Source organism: Ottowia sp. (assembly GCF_035325765.1).
Classification (GTDB): domain Bacteria; phylum Pseudomonadota; class Gammaproteobacteria; order Burkholderiales; family Burkholderiaceae_C; genus Ottowia.
Window position 1 is genome coordinate 21,673 of record NZ_DAOKZG010000005.1, and the last position, 19,326, is coordinate 40,998.

Genomic DNA, 19,326 nt, shown 5'->3' on the forward strand with positions numbered 1-19,326 from the left:
TGGCGAGGTCGTTCAGGCCCCTGGGGCGGACGCCAGCGCGGCGACGTCCACCATGCGCTCGGCGCCGGCGTCCCGCCAGTCCTCGGGGTGGCAGGTGAGCAGCAGGATCTGGTGGCGGCGCGCGGCGTCGTGCAGGATGCGCTTCATCTGCTCGCGCCGCTCGGCGTCGCTGTGCACCAGGGCGTCGTCGAGGATGACCAGGGTCGGCTCGCCGGCCTCGCGCAACAGGTCGGCGTAGGCCAGGCGGACGATGACGCCGAGCTGCTCGCGCGTGCCGTGGCTGTATTGCTCGAACGCCAGCGGCGCGCCGTCGCGGCGCAGCTGGCGCGGCTGCAGGGCTTCGATCTCGACCGCCACCTCGTGGCCGGGCAGCAGCAGCCGCAGGTAGTGGGCCAGGCGCCCCTGCAGCGGGGCGTAGAGGCGCTCGACCAGCGCGTGCTGGTGCGCCTGCAGTCGCGCCTGCAGGAGCTGCAGGGCGTCGGCGCGCAGGCGCAGCGCGGCGGCGTGGCGCTCGGCCTGCTCGCAGCGCTGGCGCGCGGCGGCGAGCTGCTCGTCGATGCCTTCGGCGCCCAGGCTTCGCAGCTGGCCGCGCTGGCTGGCGATGCGCGCGGCCAGCTCCTCGCGTTGCCGCGCAAGCTGGGCCAGGGCACGCGCCTGGCGCGTGATGTCGTCGGCGATGAGATCCGGGTCGAGTGCGGCGATGGCCTGCTCGGCCTGCGCGATGTCGTGCACGATGGCGTCGCGCCGCGCCAGCGCCTCGACCAGTTCGCGCTGGTGCGCGGCGCTGGCGGCGTCGGCATCGGCGCCTTCGAGGCGGGGGGCGAGCTGGGCGATCTGGCCGCGCAGCACCTCGCATGCGAGCTCGGCCTGGCGCGCGGCCTCGGCCTGCCGCTCCAGCATGGCACCGGCTTGCTGCGCTTCAGCCTCGGCGTCGGCGAGCTGGCGGCTGGCCTCGTCCAATGGCGGCGCGTCGTCGGTTGCGGGCAGGGCGGTCAGCTCGCGTGCGGCGGCGGCGCGGCGGCCCTGGGCCTCGGCCAGGCGCGCACGCCAGCCGGCCTCGTCCTGCGCGCCGAGCCGTGCGCTGCGCCGTGCTTCCAGCACCTTCATGTCCTGCGCCAGCGCCTGGCCCTCGGCGTGGCGCTGCTCGGCGGCGGCGAGATCGGGCACGCCCAGGCGCGTGCACAGGGCGTCGAACTGGTCGTCCAGCCGGCTGGCCTGTTCGGCCAGGCGCGCGACGTCGGCGCCCCCGGGCTCGATGTCGATTTCGCCCACGCCGGCGATGCGCAGGGTGGCGGGCGCGGTGAGCAGCGCCTTGCCGCTGCCGCTGAGCGTGCCGAGCGTGCCCGCATCGATGGCCTGGCCGGGCTGCAGGCGGTAGCTGAGGCGGGTGGCGACAGCCTCGCGCTGCAGCGCGGTCTCGCGCCGCTGCTGGGCCAGCTGCTGCAGCTTCTTCAGCTCGGCGGCGGGCAGGGCGAGCGCGGCGGCCCGTGCGCGCTGCCGGGCCAGTTCGTCGGCCAGGGTGGCGGCCTCCGCCAGCAGCGATTCGATCTGCTCGATCTCGGCGGCGCTGCGCGCCTGCTCGCGTGTCAAGGCCTCGCGGCGCTGGCGCTGCTCGGCCCGGCTGCGCTGCTGGCGCGCCTGCTCCAGCAGCGCGTGCGCCTGCTGGCTGCGCTGGCGCGCGCCGGTCAGCGCCTGCTGCGCGTCGGCGTGGGCCTGCCCGGCTTCGGCGAGTTTGGCGCGTGCGCCGGCCAGTGCCTTCTGGTCGCGTTCCCGGGTCGCCGCCTGCTGATGCAGGCCGTCGATGCGCGCCTGGATGTCCTGCAGGCTGGCGCGGCTGGCGGCGAGCGCACGCTGGCGTGGTTCCAGTTCGGCCTGGCGTGCCTCGGCGGCGCGCTTGCGGGCCTCGTGCGCTTCCCAGGGGCGCTCGCGCTCGAACTGCTCGTGCTGCGCCAGGTCGCGCGCCAGGCTGTCGCTGAGCTGGCGGAAGCGGTCGGCGTCCTGCTGCAGCGCGTCGCGCCGGCTGCGGGTCGCCTCGAGTGTCCGCTCGGCCTCCAGCAGGGGGCCGCGGTCCTTGCCGGTGGTGGTGCGCAGGGCGGCGAGTTCGCCTGCGATGGCCTGGGCGATGCGGTCGTTGCCGGCGCCGGCGACTTCGCCGAGCACGCTGCGCAGGCGCTGCTGCAGGGTCTCGCGCGCGTACTCGATGGGCGCGTCGATGGCGTTGCTGGCGCCCTGTTCGATCCACAGCAGGCCGGGGATGCCGTGCGTGTCGGCGCGGCTGGCGCCGCGGCCGGGGAAGCCGAAGCCCAGGCGCCGCGCCAGCTCCTCGTCGGCGTCGCTGCCTTCCCAGCGCTGGCTGCCGACCGTCAGCTCGGCGCGCGGCCGTTGCAGGAAGGTCTTGCGGATGCGCGCGGCCTCGCCGCCGAGCTCCAGCTCGACCTCGACTTCGGGCGCCGGCCGGTCCATGCCCTCGGGCGCGATGCGGGCGGCAAACTCGGCGCCACCGGTGTTGTGGCGGTCCAGGAACAGGGTGCGCAGGGCCTGGGCGATGGTGCTCTTGCCGGCCTCGTTGGGCCCGTGGAGCACGTTCAGGCCGTCGGCCAGCCCATCGATCTCGATCGGCGCCGCGAACTTGCGGAATTCGCGCAAGCGGATGCGACGCAGCTTCATGCCTCGGCCTCGGCGCGGCGCGCCAGGTCGAACAGGAGCTTGAGCGCCTCGGTGGCGAGTTCGGCTTGTTCGTCCTGCTGCTGCAGCGCGCGCAGCTCGTCCACCAACTCGGCCAGGGCGCCGTCGAGGCGCAGGGCGGCGAGGTCGGCCTCGGTGGGTTCGAGCCGCAGGCCGGTGAGGTCGGCCTGCAGCAGGTGCAGGCGCGCGCGCTCGGCGTCCAGCAGCCGTTGCAGGTGCTGGATGTCGGCGTCGCTGGCCAGGCCCTGCACCTGCAGGCGCAGCACGGTGTCGGCATCGAGCGCGGCCAGCACATCGCCCAGGGCGTCGATGTCACCGACGCCGCGGATCTCGGCAGCGTGCTGGCGCCAGTGGTAGCGGCCGACGCGGCGCGGCGTCACGCGCGGCGGGGCGCCAGGCGCGTCGAGCTCGACCAGCAGCACGTGGCCAGGGTCGTTGGCGACGAATCGCTCCGGCTCGGGCGTGCCGCTGTACCAGGTCCGCGTGTCGACCTGCTTCAGCCCGTGCCAGTCGCCCAGCGCCAGGTAGTCGAGGCGGGCGCGCTCGGCCCGGTCGGCGGCGATGGGGTTGGGCGAATCGACGCCCTCGGGCAGCACGCCGGTGACGCTGCCGTGCGCCAGGCCGACGCGCAGCAGGCCGGGCGCGCTGTCGGCGCTGTCGAAGAAAGCCGTCAGGTCGTCGTGGGTGTGGCGCTGCGTCAGCGGCGCGGCCAGCATCGCCAGGCCGAGCTCGGGGAATTGAAGCACGCCGGGCTGCAGCGCCAGCGTGACCTGTGGCGGCACGATGTCAAGCCGCTGCAGCCGCGTCCACACGCTCTCGGCCAGCGCCGCGTCGTGGTTGCCGGGCAGCAGCACCCAGCGGCCGGCGAAGCCCGCCATGGCGCCGACGGTGCGCCGCAGCGAGCGGTCCGACACGCCCTGGCTGTCGAACACGTCGCCGGCCACCAGCACGGCGTCGACCTGCTCTTGATGCGCCAGCGCGGCGATGGCCGCGACGGCGTCAAAGCGCGCCTGCGACAGTGCTGCCGAGGGGCTGACGCCGTCCGCGTCGCCGTCGTCGAAGCCGTAGCTGCGCCCGAGCTGCCAGTCTGCGGTGTGCAGCAGCTTCATGAGGTCATCGGTGATCCATGGGGCCGTGTGTCACCAGCAATGCATGAAGGGACTCGGCTCCGATGGCCGCGGAGCAGGCCGGGCGCGAGCACCCGTGGCCGGGGTCTCCCTGGCCACTGGGTGCGTCCCCCTGGCAGGGGGTTGAGGCCCGCGGCTCCAGACCTGCCTGCGCAGGTCTGGACGGGCCGAAGAGCCGCCGCCTCTGGCGGCGAGCACGTGGAGCGCAGCGACACAGGGGGTTTCATTTATGCGTCGACCACCAGCGGCGCGGGGCCGCCGGCCTCGACGCGGCCGATCACGGCGGCGCGCCCGAAGCCGAGGCGCGCGAAGCTGGCCAGCACCTCGTCCGTGGCCTCGGGCGCGCAGGCGACGAGCAGGCCGCCGCTGGTCTGCGGGTCGGTGAGCAGGGCGCGCTCGGTGTCGGAGAAGCCGGCCGGCAGGGCGATGTCCCGACCGTAGGCGGCCCAGTTGCGGCCCGAGGCGCCGGTGACCAGGCCCTGCGCCGCCAGCGCGCGCGCGCCGGGCAGCAGCGGCACGGCGGGCCAGTCGATGCGCGCCGTCACGCCGGCGCCACGCGCCAGTTCCAGCGCGTGGCCGGCCAGGGCGAAGCCGGTGACGTCGGTCATGGCGTGCACGCCATCGATGCGCGCCAACTCGGGGCCGGCAGTGTTGAGCTGGGTGGTGCTGGCGATCATGGCGGCGTAGCCGTCGGCGTCGAGCCGCTCCTTCTTCAGCGCCGCCGACAGCACGCCGACGCCGATCGGCTTGCCCAGCACCAGCACGTCGCCGGCCCGCGCGGCGCTGTTCTTCTTGACGCGAGCCGGATGCACCAGGCCGAGCGCCACCAGGCCGTAGATCGGCTCGACCGAGTCGATGGTGTGGCCACCGGCGATCGGGATGCCGGCCTCGCCGCAGACGCTGGCGCCGCCCGCGACGATGCGGCCGATGGTCTCCAGCGACAGCACGTTGATCGGCATGCCGACCAGGCCCAGCGCCAAGATGGGCGTGCCGCCCATGGCGTAGACGTCCGAGAGCGCGTTGGCGGCGGCGATGCGGCCGAAGTCGAACGGATCGTCGACGATGGGCATGAAGAAGTCCGTGGTCGCGATCAGCGCCTGCTCGTCGTTGAGCCGGTAGACGGCGGCGTCGTCGGCGGTCTCGATGCCCACCAGCAGTTGCGGCGGCACGGGCAGGGCAGCGGTGTTCTTCAGGATGTCGGACAGCACGCCGGGGGCGATCTTGCAGCCACAGCCGCCGCCGTGCGACAGGCTGGTCAGGCGCGGCTCGGCCGCCGGTGGGGTGAGGAGGGCGTTCATGGGGTGTTCGGGTCCAGCAGGTCTTGCACCAGTGCGTGCAGTGCGCGCGCTTCGGCGGCGGGGTCGAACCACGTCGCGCGCCGTGCACCGGCCAGCCGCCATTGTTCCAGCAACGCGCGGTCCGCGCAGACCGCAGCCAGCAGGGCCGCCAGCGCGGCGGCGTCGCCCACCTCGAAGCATGCGGGCCAGTCACTGCCGAGCAGGCCCATGTGGCCGGGGATGCGCGAGACAAGGGCCGGCGTGCCGCTCGCCAGCGCCTCGATCACGACCTGGGCACCACCCTCCATGCGGCTGGCGTTGACCAGCACATGCGCGCGCTGGATGGCGCGCCGCGTGGCTTCGTGTGGCAGGCCGCCCAGCCAGCGATAGCGCGGACAATCGCGCTCGGTGGCGCGCGCCGCCTCGGCCCAGGCCGGGGAGAGGGCGCTGCCGATGTGGTCGATGTGGATGCGCGGATCGCCTCGCAGCAGGCGCGCGGCCTGCATCAGGGTGTCGGGCCCCTTTTCCTCGCGCAGGTGGCCCACCATCACGGCGCGCAGATGGCGCGTGGTTTTCGCCAGCGGCCGGCGCGGCGTGGCGGACTGCAGGATGATGCGCGCCTTGGCGCGGTGCTCGGCCGGCAGTTCGGCGAGGCCCTGTGGCTGCAGCACGACGAGGCGGTCGGCCAGCGCCAGCGAGCGCTGCGCCGCGGCATCGCTGGCGATGTCGCGATACAGGTCGGTGCCCGTCAGCACCACCGCGAGACCGCGCGCATGCCGCTCGGCCCAGGCGGCGATGGACGGCGCCGAGCGGCGCGCGTGCAGGGCGAGCAGCACGGCATCGTGGTCGGCACGCGCGTCGGGCCAGCTTGCCGTGATGCGGGCTGGGTGCCAAGATGCCAGCATGCGCTGCCAGCGCCGTGCCGTATGCCAGTTGCCGGTGTTGGCGTCGGCCAGCGCTGGACTGACGATGACGACCGAGGGTTTTGCCATGAATCCGGGTTATAGCGGCAACACGCCACCCGGCCACGCGGCGCGGCACGCCGGCCGCGCCGCTCTCGCGCAGGCCCTCCAGGCGGCGCGCGAGCGCACGCTGGCGCTGTTTGCTGCCTACGAGGCGGCACTGCCGCCCGGCCTGCCGGTGCCGCTGGCCGAACACCTGAACCCGCCGCGCTGGGAGCTAGGCCATGTCGGCTGGTTCCAGGAATGGTGGCTGGGACGCAATCGCCAGCGCGCGCTGGGGATGCGTGCCGACCCGCTGCACGCGCGCGCGCCTTCCCGGCTGGCCGGCGCCGACGCGCTCTACAACTCGAGCGAAGTGGCGCATGACAGCCGCTGGACGCTGCCATTGCCCGACGCCGATGTGACGCGCGCCTATCTGGCCGAGGTGCTGGCGGATAGCCTGGCGCTGCTGCAGGAGGCCGTGGAGAGTGACGACGCCCTGTATTTCTGGCGCCTGGCGCTGTTCCACGAGGACATGCATGCCGAAGCGGCGGTCTACATGGCACAGGCGCTGGGCATCGCCCTGCCGCCTGCGCTGCGGCGCGGCCAGGGGCGGGGGCTCGCCGCGCCGCCGCCACCCGAGGGCCAACTCGTGCTGCCAGGCGGCAGCTGGCGCCTGGGCTGGGACGGCCCGGGCTTTGCCTTCGACAACGAGCTGCCAGCGCACTCGGTGGCGCTGGCCCCGTTCCAGATCGACGCTGCGCCCGTGAGCTGGGCGCGCTTCCTGCCCTTCGTCGAAGCGGGGGGCTACCAGGATGCGCGCTGGTGGCCGGCCGAGGGCTGGCGCTGGCGCAGGGCAGCGCAGCGGGACGGTCCTGCCGTGCTGCGGCGAGCGGGTGGCGGCTGGATGCAGCACCGCTTCGGCGACTGGACGCCGCTTGACCCCGCGGCGCCGGCGCTGCACCTGACGGCCTGGGAGGCCGAGGCCTGGTGCCGTTGGGCTGGTCGACGCCTGCCGAGCGAGGCCGAGTGGGAGTGTGCGGCGTGCAACGCAGGCGGCTTTGCCTGGGGCGAGGCCTGGGAGTGGACGGCCAGTCCCTTCGCGCCGTTCACGGGCTTCGTCGCCCATCCGTATCGCGATTACTCGCAGCCCTGGTTCGGCAGCCGGCGCGTGCTGCGCGGCGCCAGCTTTGCCACCGCGGCGCGCCTCGTGCACCCGAGGTATCGCAACTACTTCCCGCCGCAGCGCGGCGACGTGCCGGCGGGTTTTCGCAGCTGCGCGGGCTGAGCGGGCCAGCCGACGGCGTGGTCTGCCGCACAATCGGATTGCCGCGCGGACGGAACCCGCGCTCCGGTTTTGCACTCTTTCCTTTCCATGACCGTGCCTCTTTTGCCGCGCCGAGCCGGCGCCCTGCTGGCGTCTGGCGCAGCCGCCCTGCTGCTGTCGGCCTGCGCCGATGCCCCACTGGCCCCACCCGCGGGCGCCGTGCCCGCGCAGCACGCCCAGGCCGCCAGCGCGGGCATTCACGAATACCGGCTGGACAACGGCCTCACGCTCATCGTCAAGCCGGACCGGCGCGCGCCGACGGCGATCCACATGCTGTGGGTGCGCGTCGGGTCGATGGACGAGGAAAACGGCCGCACCGGCGTCGCGCACGTGCTCGAGCACATGATGTTCAAGGGCACGGACACGCTGGCGCCGGGCGAATTCTCGCGCCGCGTGGCGGCGCTGGGCGGGCGCGAGAACGCCTTCACCACGCGCGACTACACGGGCTACTTCCAGCAGGTGCCGGCCGATCGCCTGGCCGACGTGATGGCGCTGGAGGCCGATCGCTTCGCCCACAGCCGCTACAGCGACGAGGAATTCGCCAAGGAGCTCGCGGTGGTCAAGGAGGAGCGCCGCATGCGCACCGAGGACAACCCGCGCGCCCTGATGTTCGAGCAGCAGATGGCGGCGACGTTCACCGCCTCGCCCTACCGCCGGCCGGTGGTGGGCTGGATGGGTGACCTGGACAGCCTGACGGCCGACGACGCGCGCGCCTTCTACCAGCGCTGGTACGTGCCTGCCAACGCCGCCGTGGTGGTGGTCGGCGATGTCGATCCGCAGGCGGTGCTGGCGCTGGCGCGCCAGACCTATGGGCGCATTCCCGCGCGCCCCGTGCCGGTGCGCAAGCCGCAGCCCGAGCCGCTGCAGCCGGGCGAGCGGCGCATCGCGGTGAAGGCGCCGGCCGAACAGGCGGTGGTCTCGCTGGCCTTCAAGGTGCCGCGCATGACGGGGCTCGAGCCCTCGCCCGACAACGACGACGCGCTGGCGCTGACGGTGCTGGAATCGGTGCTCGACGGCTACAGCGGGGCGCGGCTGGACCGTGCGCTGACGCGCGGGCCCAATCGCGTGGCCGACGCTGCGGGCGCCGACAACGGCATGATCGGACGGGGGCCACAGCTCTTCACGCTCACCGGCATCCCGGCGCAGGGCAAGACCGCCGCCCAGGTCGAGGCGGCGCTGCGAGAGCAGGTGGCGCGCATCGCGCGCGAGGGCGTGAGCGAGGCGGAACTCGCGCGCGTGAAGACGCAGTGGATCGCCAGCCAGGTCTACAAGCGCGACTCGGTCATGGGACAGGCGCAGGAGCTCGGCAGCCTGTGGGTGCAGCAACTTCCGCTGGATGCCGACGAACGCCTGGTCGAGCGCCTGCGCGCGGTGACCTCGGCCCGGGTACAGGCGGTGGCGGCCAGGTACTTCGGCGACGACCAGCTCACCGTTGCCACCCTGCTGCCGCAGCCGCGCGCCGGCGCGACCCAGCCCGCCGCCGCGGCGGCTGCAGCCGCGGGGCGCTGAGTGGCCGTGCACGTCGGGGCGCGGGAATCCGCCCGCGCGGACGGCCAGGTGCCGCCCATCGAACAACACGTATGGACATCCGCCATGAAGAACCTCCGATCCTCCGTCCTGCGCGCGCTGCTGGCCATCGCCGCCAGCGCCCTGGGGTGTGCCAGCGCGCTCGCCGCGATCCCGATCGAGCACTGGACCCAGCCCAGCGGCGCGCAGGTTTACTTCGTCCCGAGTCCGTCGATCCCGATGCTCGACGTGCAGCTCGATTTCGACGCCGGCAGCCGGCGCGATCCGCCGCGTCAGGTGGGCCTGGCGAGCGCCACCGCGCGCATGGCCGGCAAGGGCGTGGCCGCCAGCGCGGGCCAGCCGGCGCTTGACGAGAACCAGCTCGGCGAGGCCTGGGCCGACCTCGGTGCCAGCTTCGGTGCGAGCGCCGGCCAGGACCGCATGAGCTTCTCGCTGCGCACGCTCACGGACCCGGCCCTGCTGCCGCGCGCCCTGGCGCTGGCGGCGCGCGAGCTCGGCGCGCCGGCCTGGCCCGAGGCGGTCTGGCGGCGCGAGCGCGAACGCCTGTCGGCGGCACTGGCCGAAGCCCGTACCCGCCCCGGCACCATCGCCCGGATCGACTTCGATCACGCCGTCTACGGCACGCATCCCTACGGCGAGGAGACCACCCCCGAGTCGCTGGCGCGCATCGGCGTGGTCGACATGCGGACCTTCTATCGTGACCACGTGCAGCCCTGCCGCGCCAAGGTCAGCGTGGTCGGCGCCGTCAACCGCGCGCAGGCCGACGCGCTGGTCACGCAGCTGCTGGCCGGCCTGCCGCAGCCGGCTCGCTGCGCGCCGCTGCCGCCTGTGCCCGAGGTCGCTGCGCTCGCGGCGCCGCGCGAGATCCGCGTGCCGTTCCAGTCAGCACAGGCGCATGTGCTGATCGGCCAGCCCGGCATCAAGCGCAGCGACCCCGATTTCCTGCCGATGCTGGTCGGCAACCACATCCTGGGTGGCGGCGGCTTCACCTCGCGCCTGATGAACGAGGTGCGCGAGCAGCGCGGCCTGAGCTACAGCGTCTACAGCGACTTCGCGCCCGGCCTGCATGCGGGCGCCTTCACCATCGCCCTGCAGACGCGGCCGGACCAGGCCGACGCGGCGATCGCCGTGGCGCGCCAGGTGCTCGACCGCTTCGTCGCGCAGGGGCCGACCGAGGCCGAGCTGCAAGCCGCCAAGGACAACCTGATCGGTGGCTTCGCGCTGCGCCTGGACAGCAACCGCAAGCTGCTCGGCAACGTCGCCAACATCGCCTGGAACGACCTGCCGCTGGACTACCTCGACCACTGGACCGAACGCGTGCGCGCCGTTACGGCCGACCAGATCCGGGCCACGTTCCAGCGCGTGCTGCAGCCGAATCGCATGGTGACCGTGGTGGTGGGCGCGACGCCGCCGCCTCCCGCGCGCTGAAGCTGGCGCTGAACAAGCCGTCGCCTTGCGGCGCGTCCTGCACGAGGATGGGAGGCAGGGTGCCAGGCGCGGCCTTGGGCCGGCCGCGGCGGGCATGTACAACACCGCAGACTGCCGCAGGCAGGGATGCGCCGCGGGCCGAGGACCTGTCCGGCGTTGCCTGAACTTGTCTCGCGGGTGATTGTGGCCGCGCCGGGGCTGGCCGAAACTGGATTGATAGCGTTTCTTCCGAAGGAGCCCATCCCATGACCCCCGTGATCCCCACCTCGCCGCCGCCGGAAGGTTGCATCGACACCCAGGTCGTCGACGAACAGATCTTGCTGATCGGCCTGAACCGCCCGGCCAAGCGCAACGGCTGGACGCCGCGCATGTTCCGCGAGCTGGCCGAGGCCTATACGCGGCTGGACGACGATCCGGCGCTGCGCGTGGGCGTGCTGCACGCCTTCGGCGACCACTTCACCGCCGGGCTGGACCTGCCGCAGGTGGTCGAGCACCTGCGGCGCGGCGAGAAGCTGACGCCGCACGGCCTGGTCGAACCGCACGATCTCGGCCTGCCGGGCTACCGGCGGCGCAGCAAGCCGATGATCGCCGCGGTCCAGGGCATCTGCTTCACGGTCGGCATCGAGCTCATGCTCGCGGCCGACATCGCGATCGCGGCCGACGACTGCCGCTTCTCGCAGATGGAAGTGCAGCGCTGCATCCTGCCGGCCGGCGGCGCCACGCTGCGCATGTCCGAGCGCGCCGGCGTGGGCAACGCCATGCTGCACCTGCTCACAGCGGACGAATTCGACAGCGCCGAGGCCCTGCGCTGCAACTTCGTGCAGAAGGTGGTGGCGCGCAGCGAACTGCTGGACGCCGCGCTCACGCTGGCGCGCCGCATTGCCGCGCAGGCGCCGCAGGCGGTGGTCGAGACGCGCCTGAACGTGCTCAAGGCGATCGAACTGGGCCAGGCCGCCGCCGTGGCCGACTTCGGGCCGGTGCAGCAGCGCCTGGCCGCCAGCGAGGATGCCGCCGAGGGCGTGCGCGCCTTCATCGAGAAGCGGCCGGCGCGCTTCACGGGTCGCTGAGACCAGGTACCCCGGCGGCCTGGGAATGGCCTGCTCCACGGCCATTCGAGCGGGTAGCCCGCGCGCAGCGACAATGCGCCGATGCCCAAGCGATCGAACCTGGCAGTCCAGCGGCAGCGCGCGCTGCCGCGCCAGCTGCGCATCATCGGCGGCCAGTGGCGCCGTCGCCTGCTGCCAGTGCCCGACCGGCCCGGCCTGCGGCCGACGCCGGACCGCGTGCGCGAGACCTTGTTCAACTGGCTGGGCCAGGACCTTGCCGGCTGGCGCGTGATCGACGCCTTTGCCGGCACCGGCGCGCTCGGGCTGGAGGCGGCCTCGCGCGGCGCCGCCGAGGTGTTGCTGGTCGAGCAGGACGCCGAGCTGGCGGCCGGCCTGGTGGCGCTGCGCGAGCGGCTGGGCGCCCAGGCGGTGCGCGTGCAGCGGGGCGACGGCGTGGCGGCGCTGCAAGCGCTGGCGCCGGCCAGCGTGGATCTGGTGCTGCTGGATCCGCCCTTCGACGCGCAGCAGCTTGTCCCGCTCGCGCTGGCGGCTGCGGCGCGGGCCGTGCGCGCGGGTGGCTTCGTCTATCTGGAGGCATCGCGGCGCTGGGAGCAGGACGCCCTGGACGCACTCGGCCTGGCCCTGCGCCGCCACCTCAAGGCCGGCGCCGTGCACGCGCACCTGCTGCTGCGGCCGATGCCCGGGGTCTGAAGGGGCCGGTCGGATGCGCCGGGCGCGAGGCCGCGCGGCTTTCGCATAATCGGCGCACCGGTGGCGCCGTTCGGGCGCTGCCGATCGCAGGAGCACCGTGCCCATGAACCCGCCCGTGATCGCCGTCTACCCCGGCACCTTCGACCCCATCACCCTGGGCCACGAGGACATCGTGCGCCGGGCGGCGCGCCTGTTCGACCACATCGTCATCGCGGTGGCGGTGGCACACCACAAGAAGACGCTGTTCACGCTGGACGAGCGTCTGGCGATCACGCGCGAGGCGCTGGCCGACCTGTCGCAGGTGAGCGTCGAGCCTTTCACCGGCCTGGTGACCGCGTTTGCCGTGGCACAGGGCGCGCGCGTCATGGTGCGCGGGGTGCGCAGCATGACCGACTTCGACTACGAGGCGCAACTGGCGGGCATGAACCGGGCCCTGGCGCCTCCGGTGGAGACCGTGTTTCTCACGCCCAGCGCGGCCACCCAGCACATCAGCAGCACGCTGGTGCGCGAGATCAGCATGCTGGGTGGCGACGTCAGCGGCTTCGTCTCGGCGACGGTGCTGGCGCACCTGGAATCCCGGACCGGCGGCGGTTGATCCCGGTTCGCGTTCAGAAGGGTGCCAGGTGACGCTGGCACGATGAAATGACTTTCACTGTCGCCGTCGCACAGCGAAGTCAGGTCAGGATCCTCGAACGCAAATCCGCAAGAGGCGCCGCGGTCAGGATGGCGGGCGTACCGGCGTGGCGGGCCGTGCCCGCGCCAGCGCGTCCAGCACCTGCGGCGCCAGCACCTGCTGGGCGTGCTCGAACAGCTCGCGCTCCTCGAAGCGCACGTGGGCTGCCAGGCGTTCCCCCCAGGCAGCGAGATGGTCGCTTGCGCCGGCTTCGGCGCGTGCCGCGCCGGCGCGCAGCCAGGCGTGGTCCGCTTCGGCGCGGCGCACCAGCGCGCGCGAGTCCGCGCCGAGCGCGCGCAGCGCCGGCAGCAGGATCTCCTCCTCGACCCGGAAGTGCGGCTCGATTTCGGCGCGAAAGCGCCGCGCCAATTCGTGGGCCGCGGCGTCCAGGGCGGCATGGGCGCGCACGGCCTTGCCCAGGTGAACGGCCAGCACCAGGGCGTGGTGGTGCTCGCGTGACAGTCCGACCAGGCGGGGATCGCGTTTCATCGAGCTGCCGGGCGGTTCACTGCTCCACGAAGGCGCGCTCGACCACGAAATCGCCCGGGGTCGTGGTATTGCCTTCCTCGAAGCCGCGCCGTTCCAGCACGGCCTTGAGCGATTTCAGCATCTCCGGGCTGCCGCACAGCATGACGCGGTCCAGGCGCGGCTCGAGTTCGGGCAGGCCGAGGTCGCGCGCCATCTGGCCACTCTCGATCAGCGCCGGAATGCGGCCCCGGGTCGGGAAATCCTCGCGCGTCACCGTCGGGTAATAGCGCAGCTGCCGGCTCACCATCTCGCCCAGGAATTCGTGGCGCGGCAGCTCCTGGGTGATGTAGTCGCGATAGGCCAGCTCGCTCGCCAGGCGGCAGCCGTGCACCAGCACCACCTGCTCGAATTTCTCGTAGGTCTCGGGGTCGCGGATGATGCTCATGAACGGTGCGAGCCCGGTGCCGGTGCCCAGCAGGTAGAGGCGTTTGCCGGGCAGCAGGTAGTCGATCAGCAGCGTGCCGGTCGGCTTGCGTCCGACGATCACGCTGTCGCCAGGCTGGATGTGCTGCAGCCGGCTGGTGAGCGGCCCATGCGGCACCTTGATGCTGAGGAACTCCAGGTGCTCCTCGTAGTTGGGGCTGACGATGGAGTAGGCGCGCAGCAGCGGCTTGCCGTCCACGTGCAGGCCCAGCATGGTGAAGTGCCCGTTGGAGAAGCGCAGGCTGGGGTTGCGCGTCGTGGTGAAGCTGAACAGGCGGTCGGTCCAGTGGTGGACCGAGAGCACCCTTTCCTCGTTGAAAGCGGCCATGCGGCAAGTCGGCGGGTCGCGTTTGCCCGCATGTTTCCTGATAAATCTTTGATTGTCGCCGAGTTTCGCGCCCGCACCGCGGCATGCCCCGAGCGCGGCCCACGGGCCGCCCTGCAACGCCTTGCCGGCTCGCCCGCGTCCAGTGTTGCCGCGGGTGTCAGCCCGCCGTGCCGGCGGCGTGTTCGGCATGGTAGCGGGTCACGCGCTCGACTTCGTTCCTGCTGCCCAGGATCACGCTGACGCGCTCGTGCAGCTGCGTCGGCTGCACGTCCAGGATGCGCTGGCGTCCGTTGGTGGCGGCGCCGCCGGCCTGCTCGACCAGCCAGCTCATGGGGTTCGCCTCATACATCAGGCGCAGCTTGCCCGGCTTGTTGGGCTCGCGCTTGTCCCAGGGGTACATGAAGATGCCGCCACGCGTCATGATGCGGTGCACGTCGGCCACCATGCTGGCGACCCAGCGCATGTTGAAGTTCTTGCCGCGTGGGCCGTCCTTGCCGGCCAGGCACTCATCGATGTAGCGGCGCACGGGCGTGTCCCAGTGGCGCATGTTGCTCATGTTGATGGCGAATTCCTGCGTGTCCTCGGGGATGCGCAGGCGCTCCTGCGTCAGCAGGAAGCTGCCTTGCTCGCGATCCAGCGTGAACAGGTCGACGCCGTCGCCGACGGTGAGCACCAGCGTGGTCTGCGGGCCATAGACGCAATAGCCGGCCGCGACCTGGTGGCTGCCAGGCTGCAGGAAGTCGCTTTCCTGCACGCCGCGGTCGCCCTCGGGCATCTTCAGCACGCTGAAGATGGTGCCGATGCTGACGTTGACGTCGATGTTGCTGGAGCCGTCCAGCGGGTCGAACAGCAGCAGGTATTCCCCCTTGGGATAGCGGTTGGGCACGACGTGGATGGCTTCCATTTCCTCGCTGGCCATGGCCGCCAGGTGGCCACCCCATTCGTTGGCCTCGATCAGCACCTCGTTGGCGATGATGTCGAGCTTCTTCTGCACCTCGCCCTGCACGTTCTCGCTGTGGGCGCTGCCGAGCACGCCGCCCAGCGCGCCCTTGTTGACGGCGTGGCTGATCATCTTGCAGGCGCGGGCCACCACCTCCAGCAGCAGGCGCAGCTGCGCCGGGATGTGGCCGTCGACGCGCTGCTTTTCGACCAGGTAACGGGTCAGGGAGATGCGGCTGCTCATGCTGGGCTCCTTGGCTTGGATGATGAAATCGCTTTGTCGCGCGGTGTCGTGACGGATTGAGCTCGACCCTGCGGGTCTTCGATGACGGCTGCAGCTGCGGCCGTGACGGGCGGCGTCATGTCGCCATCGAGGCCGCGCAGCGGCGGGGTCATTCTGTCATTCGCCGCCGGCCAGCGCGCGCGTGACGACCTCGCGCACGTCGTTGGACAGGTTGGGCCGGGCGGCCACGCGGGCGATGGCCTCGCGCGCCAGGTCGCGATAGGGCGCAGCCAGGCGTGCCCAGGCGTCCATGGCGCGCGCCAGGCGCGCGGCGACCTGCGGATTGATGGCGTCCAGCTCGAGCACGCGCTCGGCCCAGAAGGCGTAGCCGGCGCCGTCGGCGCGGTGGAAGCCTGCCGGATTGCCGCTGCAGTAGCCGAAGATCAGGCTGCGCGCGCGGTTCGGGTTGCGCAGCGTGAAGTCGGGGTGCTGCATCAGCGCCTGCACGGCTGGCAGGGAGTTGCCATCCCGGTCGGGCGCGGTCGCCTGCAGGTTGAACCACTTGTCGAGCACCAGCGCCTCGTGCCGGAAGCGGGCGTGCACATGGGCCAGCGCCCGGCCGGCCAGCTCGTGGCCGCAGCCGAGCAGCGCCTGCAGGGCGTTCTCGCGGTCCGTCATGTTGCCGCCATCCTTGACGCGCTGGTAGGCCTTGCCGGGCCATACGGCGTCGCCCGTGGCGACGGCGTCCAGGCAGAGCATGGCGAGCGCCTGGCCGGCCAGCGCACGGCGGCCGCTCGCCACCGGCTCGGGCGCGTAGGCGCCGGTGTCGCGGTGCTGCTCCCAGGCCCACTGCCAGTCGGCGCGCAGCACGCGCGCGAGCTGTGCGCGCATCGCCTCGCGCACGGCGTGGATGCGCTGCGGGTCGACCGCGTCCGTCTGCTCTGCGATGTAGCTTTCGCCCGGCAGGGTCAGCACCTTCTGCTTGAAGGCGGCGTCCAGTTCGGCGTCGCGCAGCACGGCGCGCAGGGCGGCCAGATGGGTGGCGTCCAGTGGTTCCGCGGGTAGCGGACCATCCTGCGCGAGCAGGGCCAGCGCGCTGTCGAGTGCCAGTTGCTGACCGGCTTCCCAGCGGTTGAAGGGGTCGCTGTCGTGTGCCAGGCGGTGCATGAGCTGTGCCGGCGTCGCCGGCAGGCGCAGCTTCACCGGGGCCGAGAAGCCACGCAGCAGCGAGGGCACGGGTTCGTGCTCGATACCGGTGAACACCAGCGTGGTCTCCGGCTCGGTCAGGACCACGGTGTCGCCGTGCAGCAGCTCGCCCGCGGCCGGCGCCAGCGGCAGGTCGCGCCCGTCCGGGCCCAGCAGGCCGAGCCGGACCGGGATCACCATGGGCTGCTTGTCGGGCTGGCCCGGGGTTGGCGGGCAGCTCTGCGCGAGCGTGAGCGTGTAGCTGCGCGTCGCGGCGTCGAAGTGGCCGGTGGCCTGCACCACGGGCGTGCCGGCCTGGCTGTACCAGCGCTTGAAGGGCTCGGTGTGGCGCGCCAGGGCGCTGTCCGGATTGGCGTCGGCCATGGCCGCGATGAAGTCGTCGCAGGTGACGGCGTGGCCGTCGTGGCGCTGGAAGTAGAGGTCCATGCCGCGGCGAAAGCCCTCGCGCCCGAGCAGCGTCTCGACCATGCGCACCACCTCGGCGCCCTTTTCGTAGATGGTGGTGGTGTAGAAGTTGGTGATTTCCAGGTATTCGTCGGGCCGCACCGGGTGCGCCATGGGGCCGGCGTCCTCGGCGAACTGCAGCGTGCGCAGCGTGTTGACGTCGGCGATGCGGCGCACCGCGCGCGCGCTGGCGCTGCCGGCCATGTCCATGCTGAAGCTCTGGTCGCGGAACACCGTCAGGCCTTCCTTGAGCGAGAGCTGGAACCAGTCGCGGCAGGTGACGCGGTCGCCGGTCCAGTTGTGGAAGTACTCGTGGCCGATCACGCCCTCGATCGCCTCGTAGTCGGCGTCGGTGGCGGTGGCGGGCTTGGCCAGCACGTACTTGCTGTTGAAGATGTTCAGGCCCTTGTTCTCCATGGCGCCGAAGTTGAAGTCGCTGGTGGCGACCACCATGAAGCGCTCCAGGTCGAGCTTGAGACCGTAGCGCGCCTCGTCCCACAGGATCGCGTGCACCAGGGAGTTCATGGCGTGCTCGGTCTGGTCCAGGTCGCCCGGGCGCACGTAGACCTGCAGCAGGTGCTGGGCGCCCGAGCGCGTGGTGATGCGCTGCTCGCGCGCCACCAGGTTGCCAGCGACCAGGGCGAACAGGTAGCAGGGCTTGCGGTGCGGGTCGTGCCAGGTGGCGTAGTGGCGGCCGTCCTGCATCTCGCCCGAGTCGACCAGGTTGCCATTGGCCAGCAGCACCGGCCAGCGCGCCTTGTTCGCGCACAGCGTCACGGTGTAGGTGGCCATCACGTCCGGGCGGTCCAGGAAGTAGGTGATGCGCCGGAACCCCTGCGATTCGCACTGGGTGAAGAAGTCGCCGCCGCTCATGAACAGCCCCATCAGCTTGCTGTTCTTCTCGGGGTTGCAGGTGGTGAAGATCTCCAGCTCGAAGGGGTCGTTGCCCTCCGGCAGGTTTTCCAGCACCAGCTGCTCGCCGTCCATGCGAAACGAGCAGGCCTGGCCGTTCAGCATGACGCGCGACAGGTTCAGCTCGTCGCCGTCGAGTTCGAGCGGTCGCGGCGGCACCTCGGGATTGCGGCGCACCGACAGCCTGGAGAGCACGCGGGTCTTGGTCGGGTCGAGGTCGATCGTCAGCTTGACGGTGTCGATCCAGAACGCGGGCGGCGCGTAGTCGAGGCGCCGGGTGACGGCGGTTTGTCCTTCACGCATGGGAATTCCTTTGCTTCAAATGCCAGCGGCCGCGCGCTGGCGCGCGCGGCGGCCTGAAATCGCGAATCGGCAGGCGCGCTTACACCCCCTGCTTGAGGCTGGCCTCGATGAAGGCATCGAGGTCGCCGTCCAGCACCTTCTGGGTGTTGCTGATCTCCACGCCGGTGCGCAGGTCCTTGATGCGGCTGTTGTCCAGCACGTAGCTGCGGATCTGGTGGCCCCAGCCGACGTCGGTCTTGCTGTCTTCCAGCTTCTGCTGCGCTTCCATGCGCTTGCGCATTTCCAGGTCGTACAGGCGGCTGCGCAAGCGCTGCCAGGCGACGTCGCGGTTGCTGTGCTGGCTGCGGCTGTCCTGGCACTGCACCACGATGCCGGTGGGGATGTGCGTCAGGCGCACGGCCGAGTCGGTCTTGTTGATGTGCTGGCCGCCGGCGCCGCTGGCGCGGTAGGTGTCGGTGCGCACGTCGGCCGGGTTGATCTCGATTTCGATCGAGTCGTCGATCTCGGGATAGACGAAGACGCTGGCGAAGCTGGTGTGGCGCCCGCCGGACGAATCGAAGGGCGACTTGCGCACCAGCCGGTGCACACCGGTTTCGGTGCGCAGCAGGCCGTAGGCATATTCGCCATCGATCTTGATCGTGGCGCTCTTGATGCCGGCCGTGTCGCCAGGGGTTTCTTCCTCGACCTCGGCCTTGAAGTCCTTGCGCTCGGCGTACTTGAGATACTGGCGCAGCAGCATCTGGGCCCAATCGCAGGCTTCGGTGCCGCCCGCGCCGGCCTGGATGTCGAGAAAGCAGTTGAGCGGGTCGGCCGGCTGGTTGAACATGCGGCGAAATTCGAGTTCCTCGACGGTCTTCTCGAGCCGCTGCACGTCGTCTTCAATCGCCAGCAGGGCGGCGTCGTCACCCTCGTCGCTGCTCAGCTCGTACAGCTCGGCGCTGTCCGCCAGCTCGCGCGCCAGGTCGTCCAGCACGACGACCACGCCCTCCAGCAGCTTTTTCTCCTTGCCCAGCTCCTGGGCCTTCTTCGGATCGTTCCAGACCGCGGGATCCTCCAGCGCGGCATTCACCGTGCGCAGGCGTTCGGCCTTCGCAGCGTAGTCAAAGATACCCCCGTAGCTCGGCGGTGCGAGCGCTGAGGTCCTCGATCTGGCTTCCGATGTGGTTGACGTGTTCTGCTTCCATGGTGTGCGGTTCCGGCAATGTGGCTCTGGGGCACAGGTGGTGCCTCGTGTCAAACTTTCAATTGTCCCATGCGACGCGTGCGCGCGCATGATGG

General features: G+C 71.8%; 15 protein-coding genes. 6 read left to right on the plus strand and 9 right to left on the minus strand.

Annotated elements, in window-relative coordinates; translation table 11 throughout:
• Nucleotides 1-12: 12 nt before the first annotated feature.
• From PKA16_RS03265 to senB, 4 genes are all read right to left on the minus strand, one after another.
• Nucleotides 13-2,667 (minus strand): AAA family ATPase, encoded by a 2,655-nt coding sequence (locus tag PKA16_RS03265; RefSeq protein WP_324400360.1) that lies wholly within the window; start codon nucleotides 2,665-2,667, stop codon nucleotides 13-15.
• A complete protein-coding gene (locus tag PKA16_RS03270; RefSeq protein WP_324400362.1) occupies nucleotides 2,664-3,794 on the minus strand; it encodes a metallophosphoesterase in 1,131 nt (376 codons plus the stop codon). The genes PKA16_RS03265 and PKA16_RS03270 overlap by 4 nt, the downstream gene beginning before the upstream one ends.
• Nucleotides 3,795-4,039: 245 nt before the next feature.
• The gene (gene selD, locus PKA16_RS03275) at nucleotides 4,040-5,110 is read right to left on the minus strand and encodes a selenide, water dikinase SelD (protein WP_324400364.1); all 1,071 of its coding nucleotides are present in this window, start codon (nucleotides 5,108-5,110) and stop codon (nucleotides 4,040-4,042) included.
• On the minus strand, nucleotides 5,107-6,081 hold the full coding sequence (senB, locus tag PKA16_RS03280) for a selenoneine biosynthesis selenosugar synthase SenB (protein WP_324400366.1): 975 nt from the start codon (nucleotides 6,079-6,081) through the stop codon (nucleotides 5,107-5,109). The genes selD and senB overlap by 4 nt, the downstream gene beginning before the upstream one ends.
• Between senB and senA the strand changes: the two genes are divergently transcribed.
• The 6 genes from senA to coaD all read left to right on the plus strand — a co-directional run bounded on the left by senA (nucleotide 6,080) and on the right by coaD (nucleotide 12,664).
• A complete protein-coding gene (senA, locus tag PKA16_RS03285) occupies nucleotides 6,080-7,318 on the plus strand; it encodes a selenoneine synthase SenA (protein ID WP_324400368.1) in 1,239 nt (412 codons plus the stop codon). The two genes, senB and senA, sit on opposite strands and share 2 nt — an antisense overlap.
• A gap of 87 nt (nucleotides 7,319-7,405) precedes the next feature.
• The gene (locus tag PKA16_RS03290; protein WP_324400370.1) at nucleotides 7,406-8,866 is read left to right on the plus strand and encodes a pitrilysin family protein; all 1,461 of its coding nucleotides are present in this window, start codon (nucleotides 7,406-7,408) and stop codon (nucleotides 8,864-8,866) included.
• Between the two features lie 84 nt (nucleotides 8,867-8,950).
• Nucleotides 8,951-10,312, plus strand: coding sequence for a pitrilysin family protein (locus tag PKA16_RS03295; RefSeq protein ID WP_324400372.1), 1,362 nt, complete (start codon nucleotides 8,951-8,953; stop codon nucleotides 10,310-10,312).
• A 245-nt stretch (nucleotides 10,313-10,557) separates the two neighbouring features.
• A complete protein-coding gene (locus PKA16_RS03300) occupies nucleotides 10,558-11,379 on the plus strand; it encodes a crotonase/enoyl-CoA hydratase family protein (RefSeq protein WP_324400374.1) in 822 nt (273 codons plus the stop codon).
• An 81-nt stretch (nucleotides 11,380-11,460) separates the two neighbouring features.
• On the plus strand, nucleotides 11,461-12,069 hold the full coding sequence (gene rsmD, locus PKA16_RS03305) for a 16S rRNA (guanine(966)-N(2))-methyltransferase RsmD (RefSeq protein ID WP_324400376.1): 609 nt from the start codon (nucleotides 11,461-11,463) through the stop codon (nucleotides 12,067-12,069).
• 103 nt (nucleotides 12,070-12,172) lie between these two features.
• Nucleotides 12,173-12,664, plus strand: a complete 492-nt coding sequence (gene coaD / locus PKA16_RS03310; RefSeq protein WP_324400378.1) for a pantetheine-phosphate adenylyltransferase — start codon at nucleotides 12,173-12,175, stop codon at nucleotides 12,662-12,664.
• Nucleotides 12,665-12,787: 123 nt separating this feature from the next.
• Here the strand turns inward: coaD and PKA16_RS03315 are convergent, their stop codons facing one another.
• From PKA16_RS03315 to prfB, 5 genes are all read right to left on the minus strand, one after another.
• Nucleotides 12,788-13,231 carry a hemerythrin domain-containing protein gene (locus tag PKA16_RS03315; protein ID WP_324400380.1) on the minus strand — a complete coding sequence of 148 codons (444 nt, stop codon included), beginning with the start codon at nucleotides 13,229-13,231 and terminating at the stop codon, nucleotides 12,788-12,790.
• A gap of 16 nt (nucleotides 13,232-13,247) precedes the next feature.
• Nucleotides 13,248-14,021, minus strand: a complete 774-nt coding sequence (locus PKA16_RS03320; RefSeq protein WP_324400382.1) for a ferredoxin--NADP reductase — start codon at nucleotides 14,019-14,021, stop codon at nucleotides 13,248-13,250.
• A gap of 157 nt (nucleotides 14,022-14,178) precedes the next feature.
• The gene (locus tag PKA16_RS03325) at nucleotides 14,179-15,204 is read right to left on the minus strand and encodes a class 1 fructose-bisphosphatase (protein WP_324400384.1); all 1,026 of its coding nucleotides are present in this window, start codon (nucleotides 15,202-15,204) and stop codon (nucleotides 14,179-14,181) included.
• 156 nt (nucleotides 15,205-15,360) lie between these two features.
• Nucleotides 15,361-18,048: an aminopeptidase N gene (gene pepN, locus PKA16_RS03330; RefSeq protein WP_324400386.1), complete on the minus strand. Its 2,688-nt coding sequence runs from the start codon at nucleotides 18,046-18,048 to the stop codon at nucleotides 15,361-15,363.
• Between the two features lie 79 nt (nucleotides 18,049-18,127).
• Nucleotides 18,128-19,232 (minus strand): peptide chain release factor 2 gene (gene prfB / locus PKA16_RS03335; protein WP_324400388.1). Its coding sequence is split into 2 segments (ribosomal slippage): nucleotides 18,128-19,150 and nucleotides 19,152-19,232, totalling 1,104 coding nucleotides; the frame shifts between segments, so codons are not numbered across the junction.
• Between the last annotated feature and the right edge of the window lie 94 nt (nucleotides 19,233-19,326).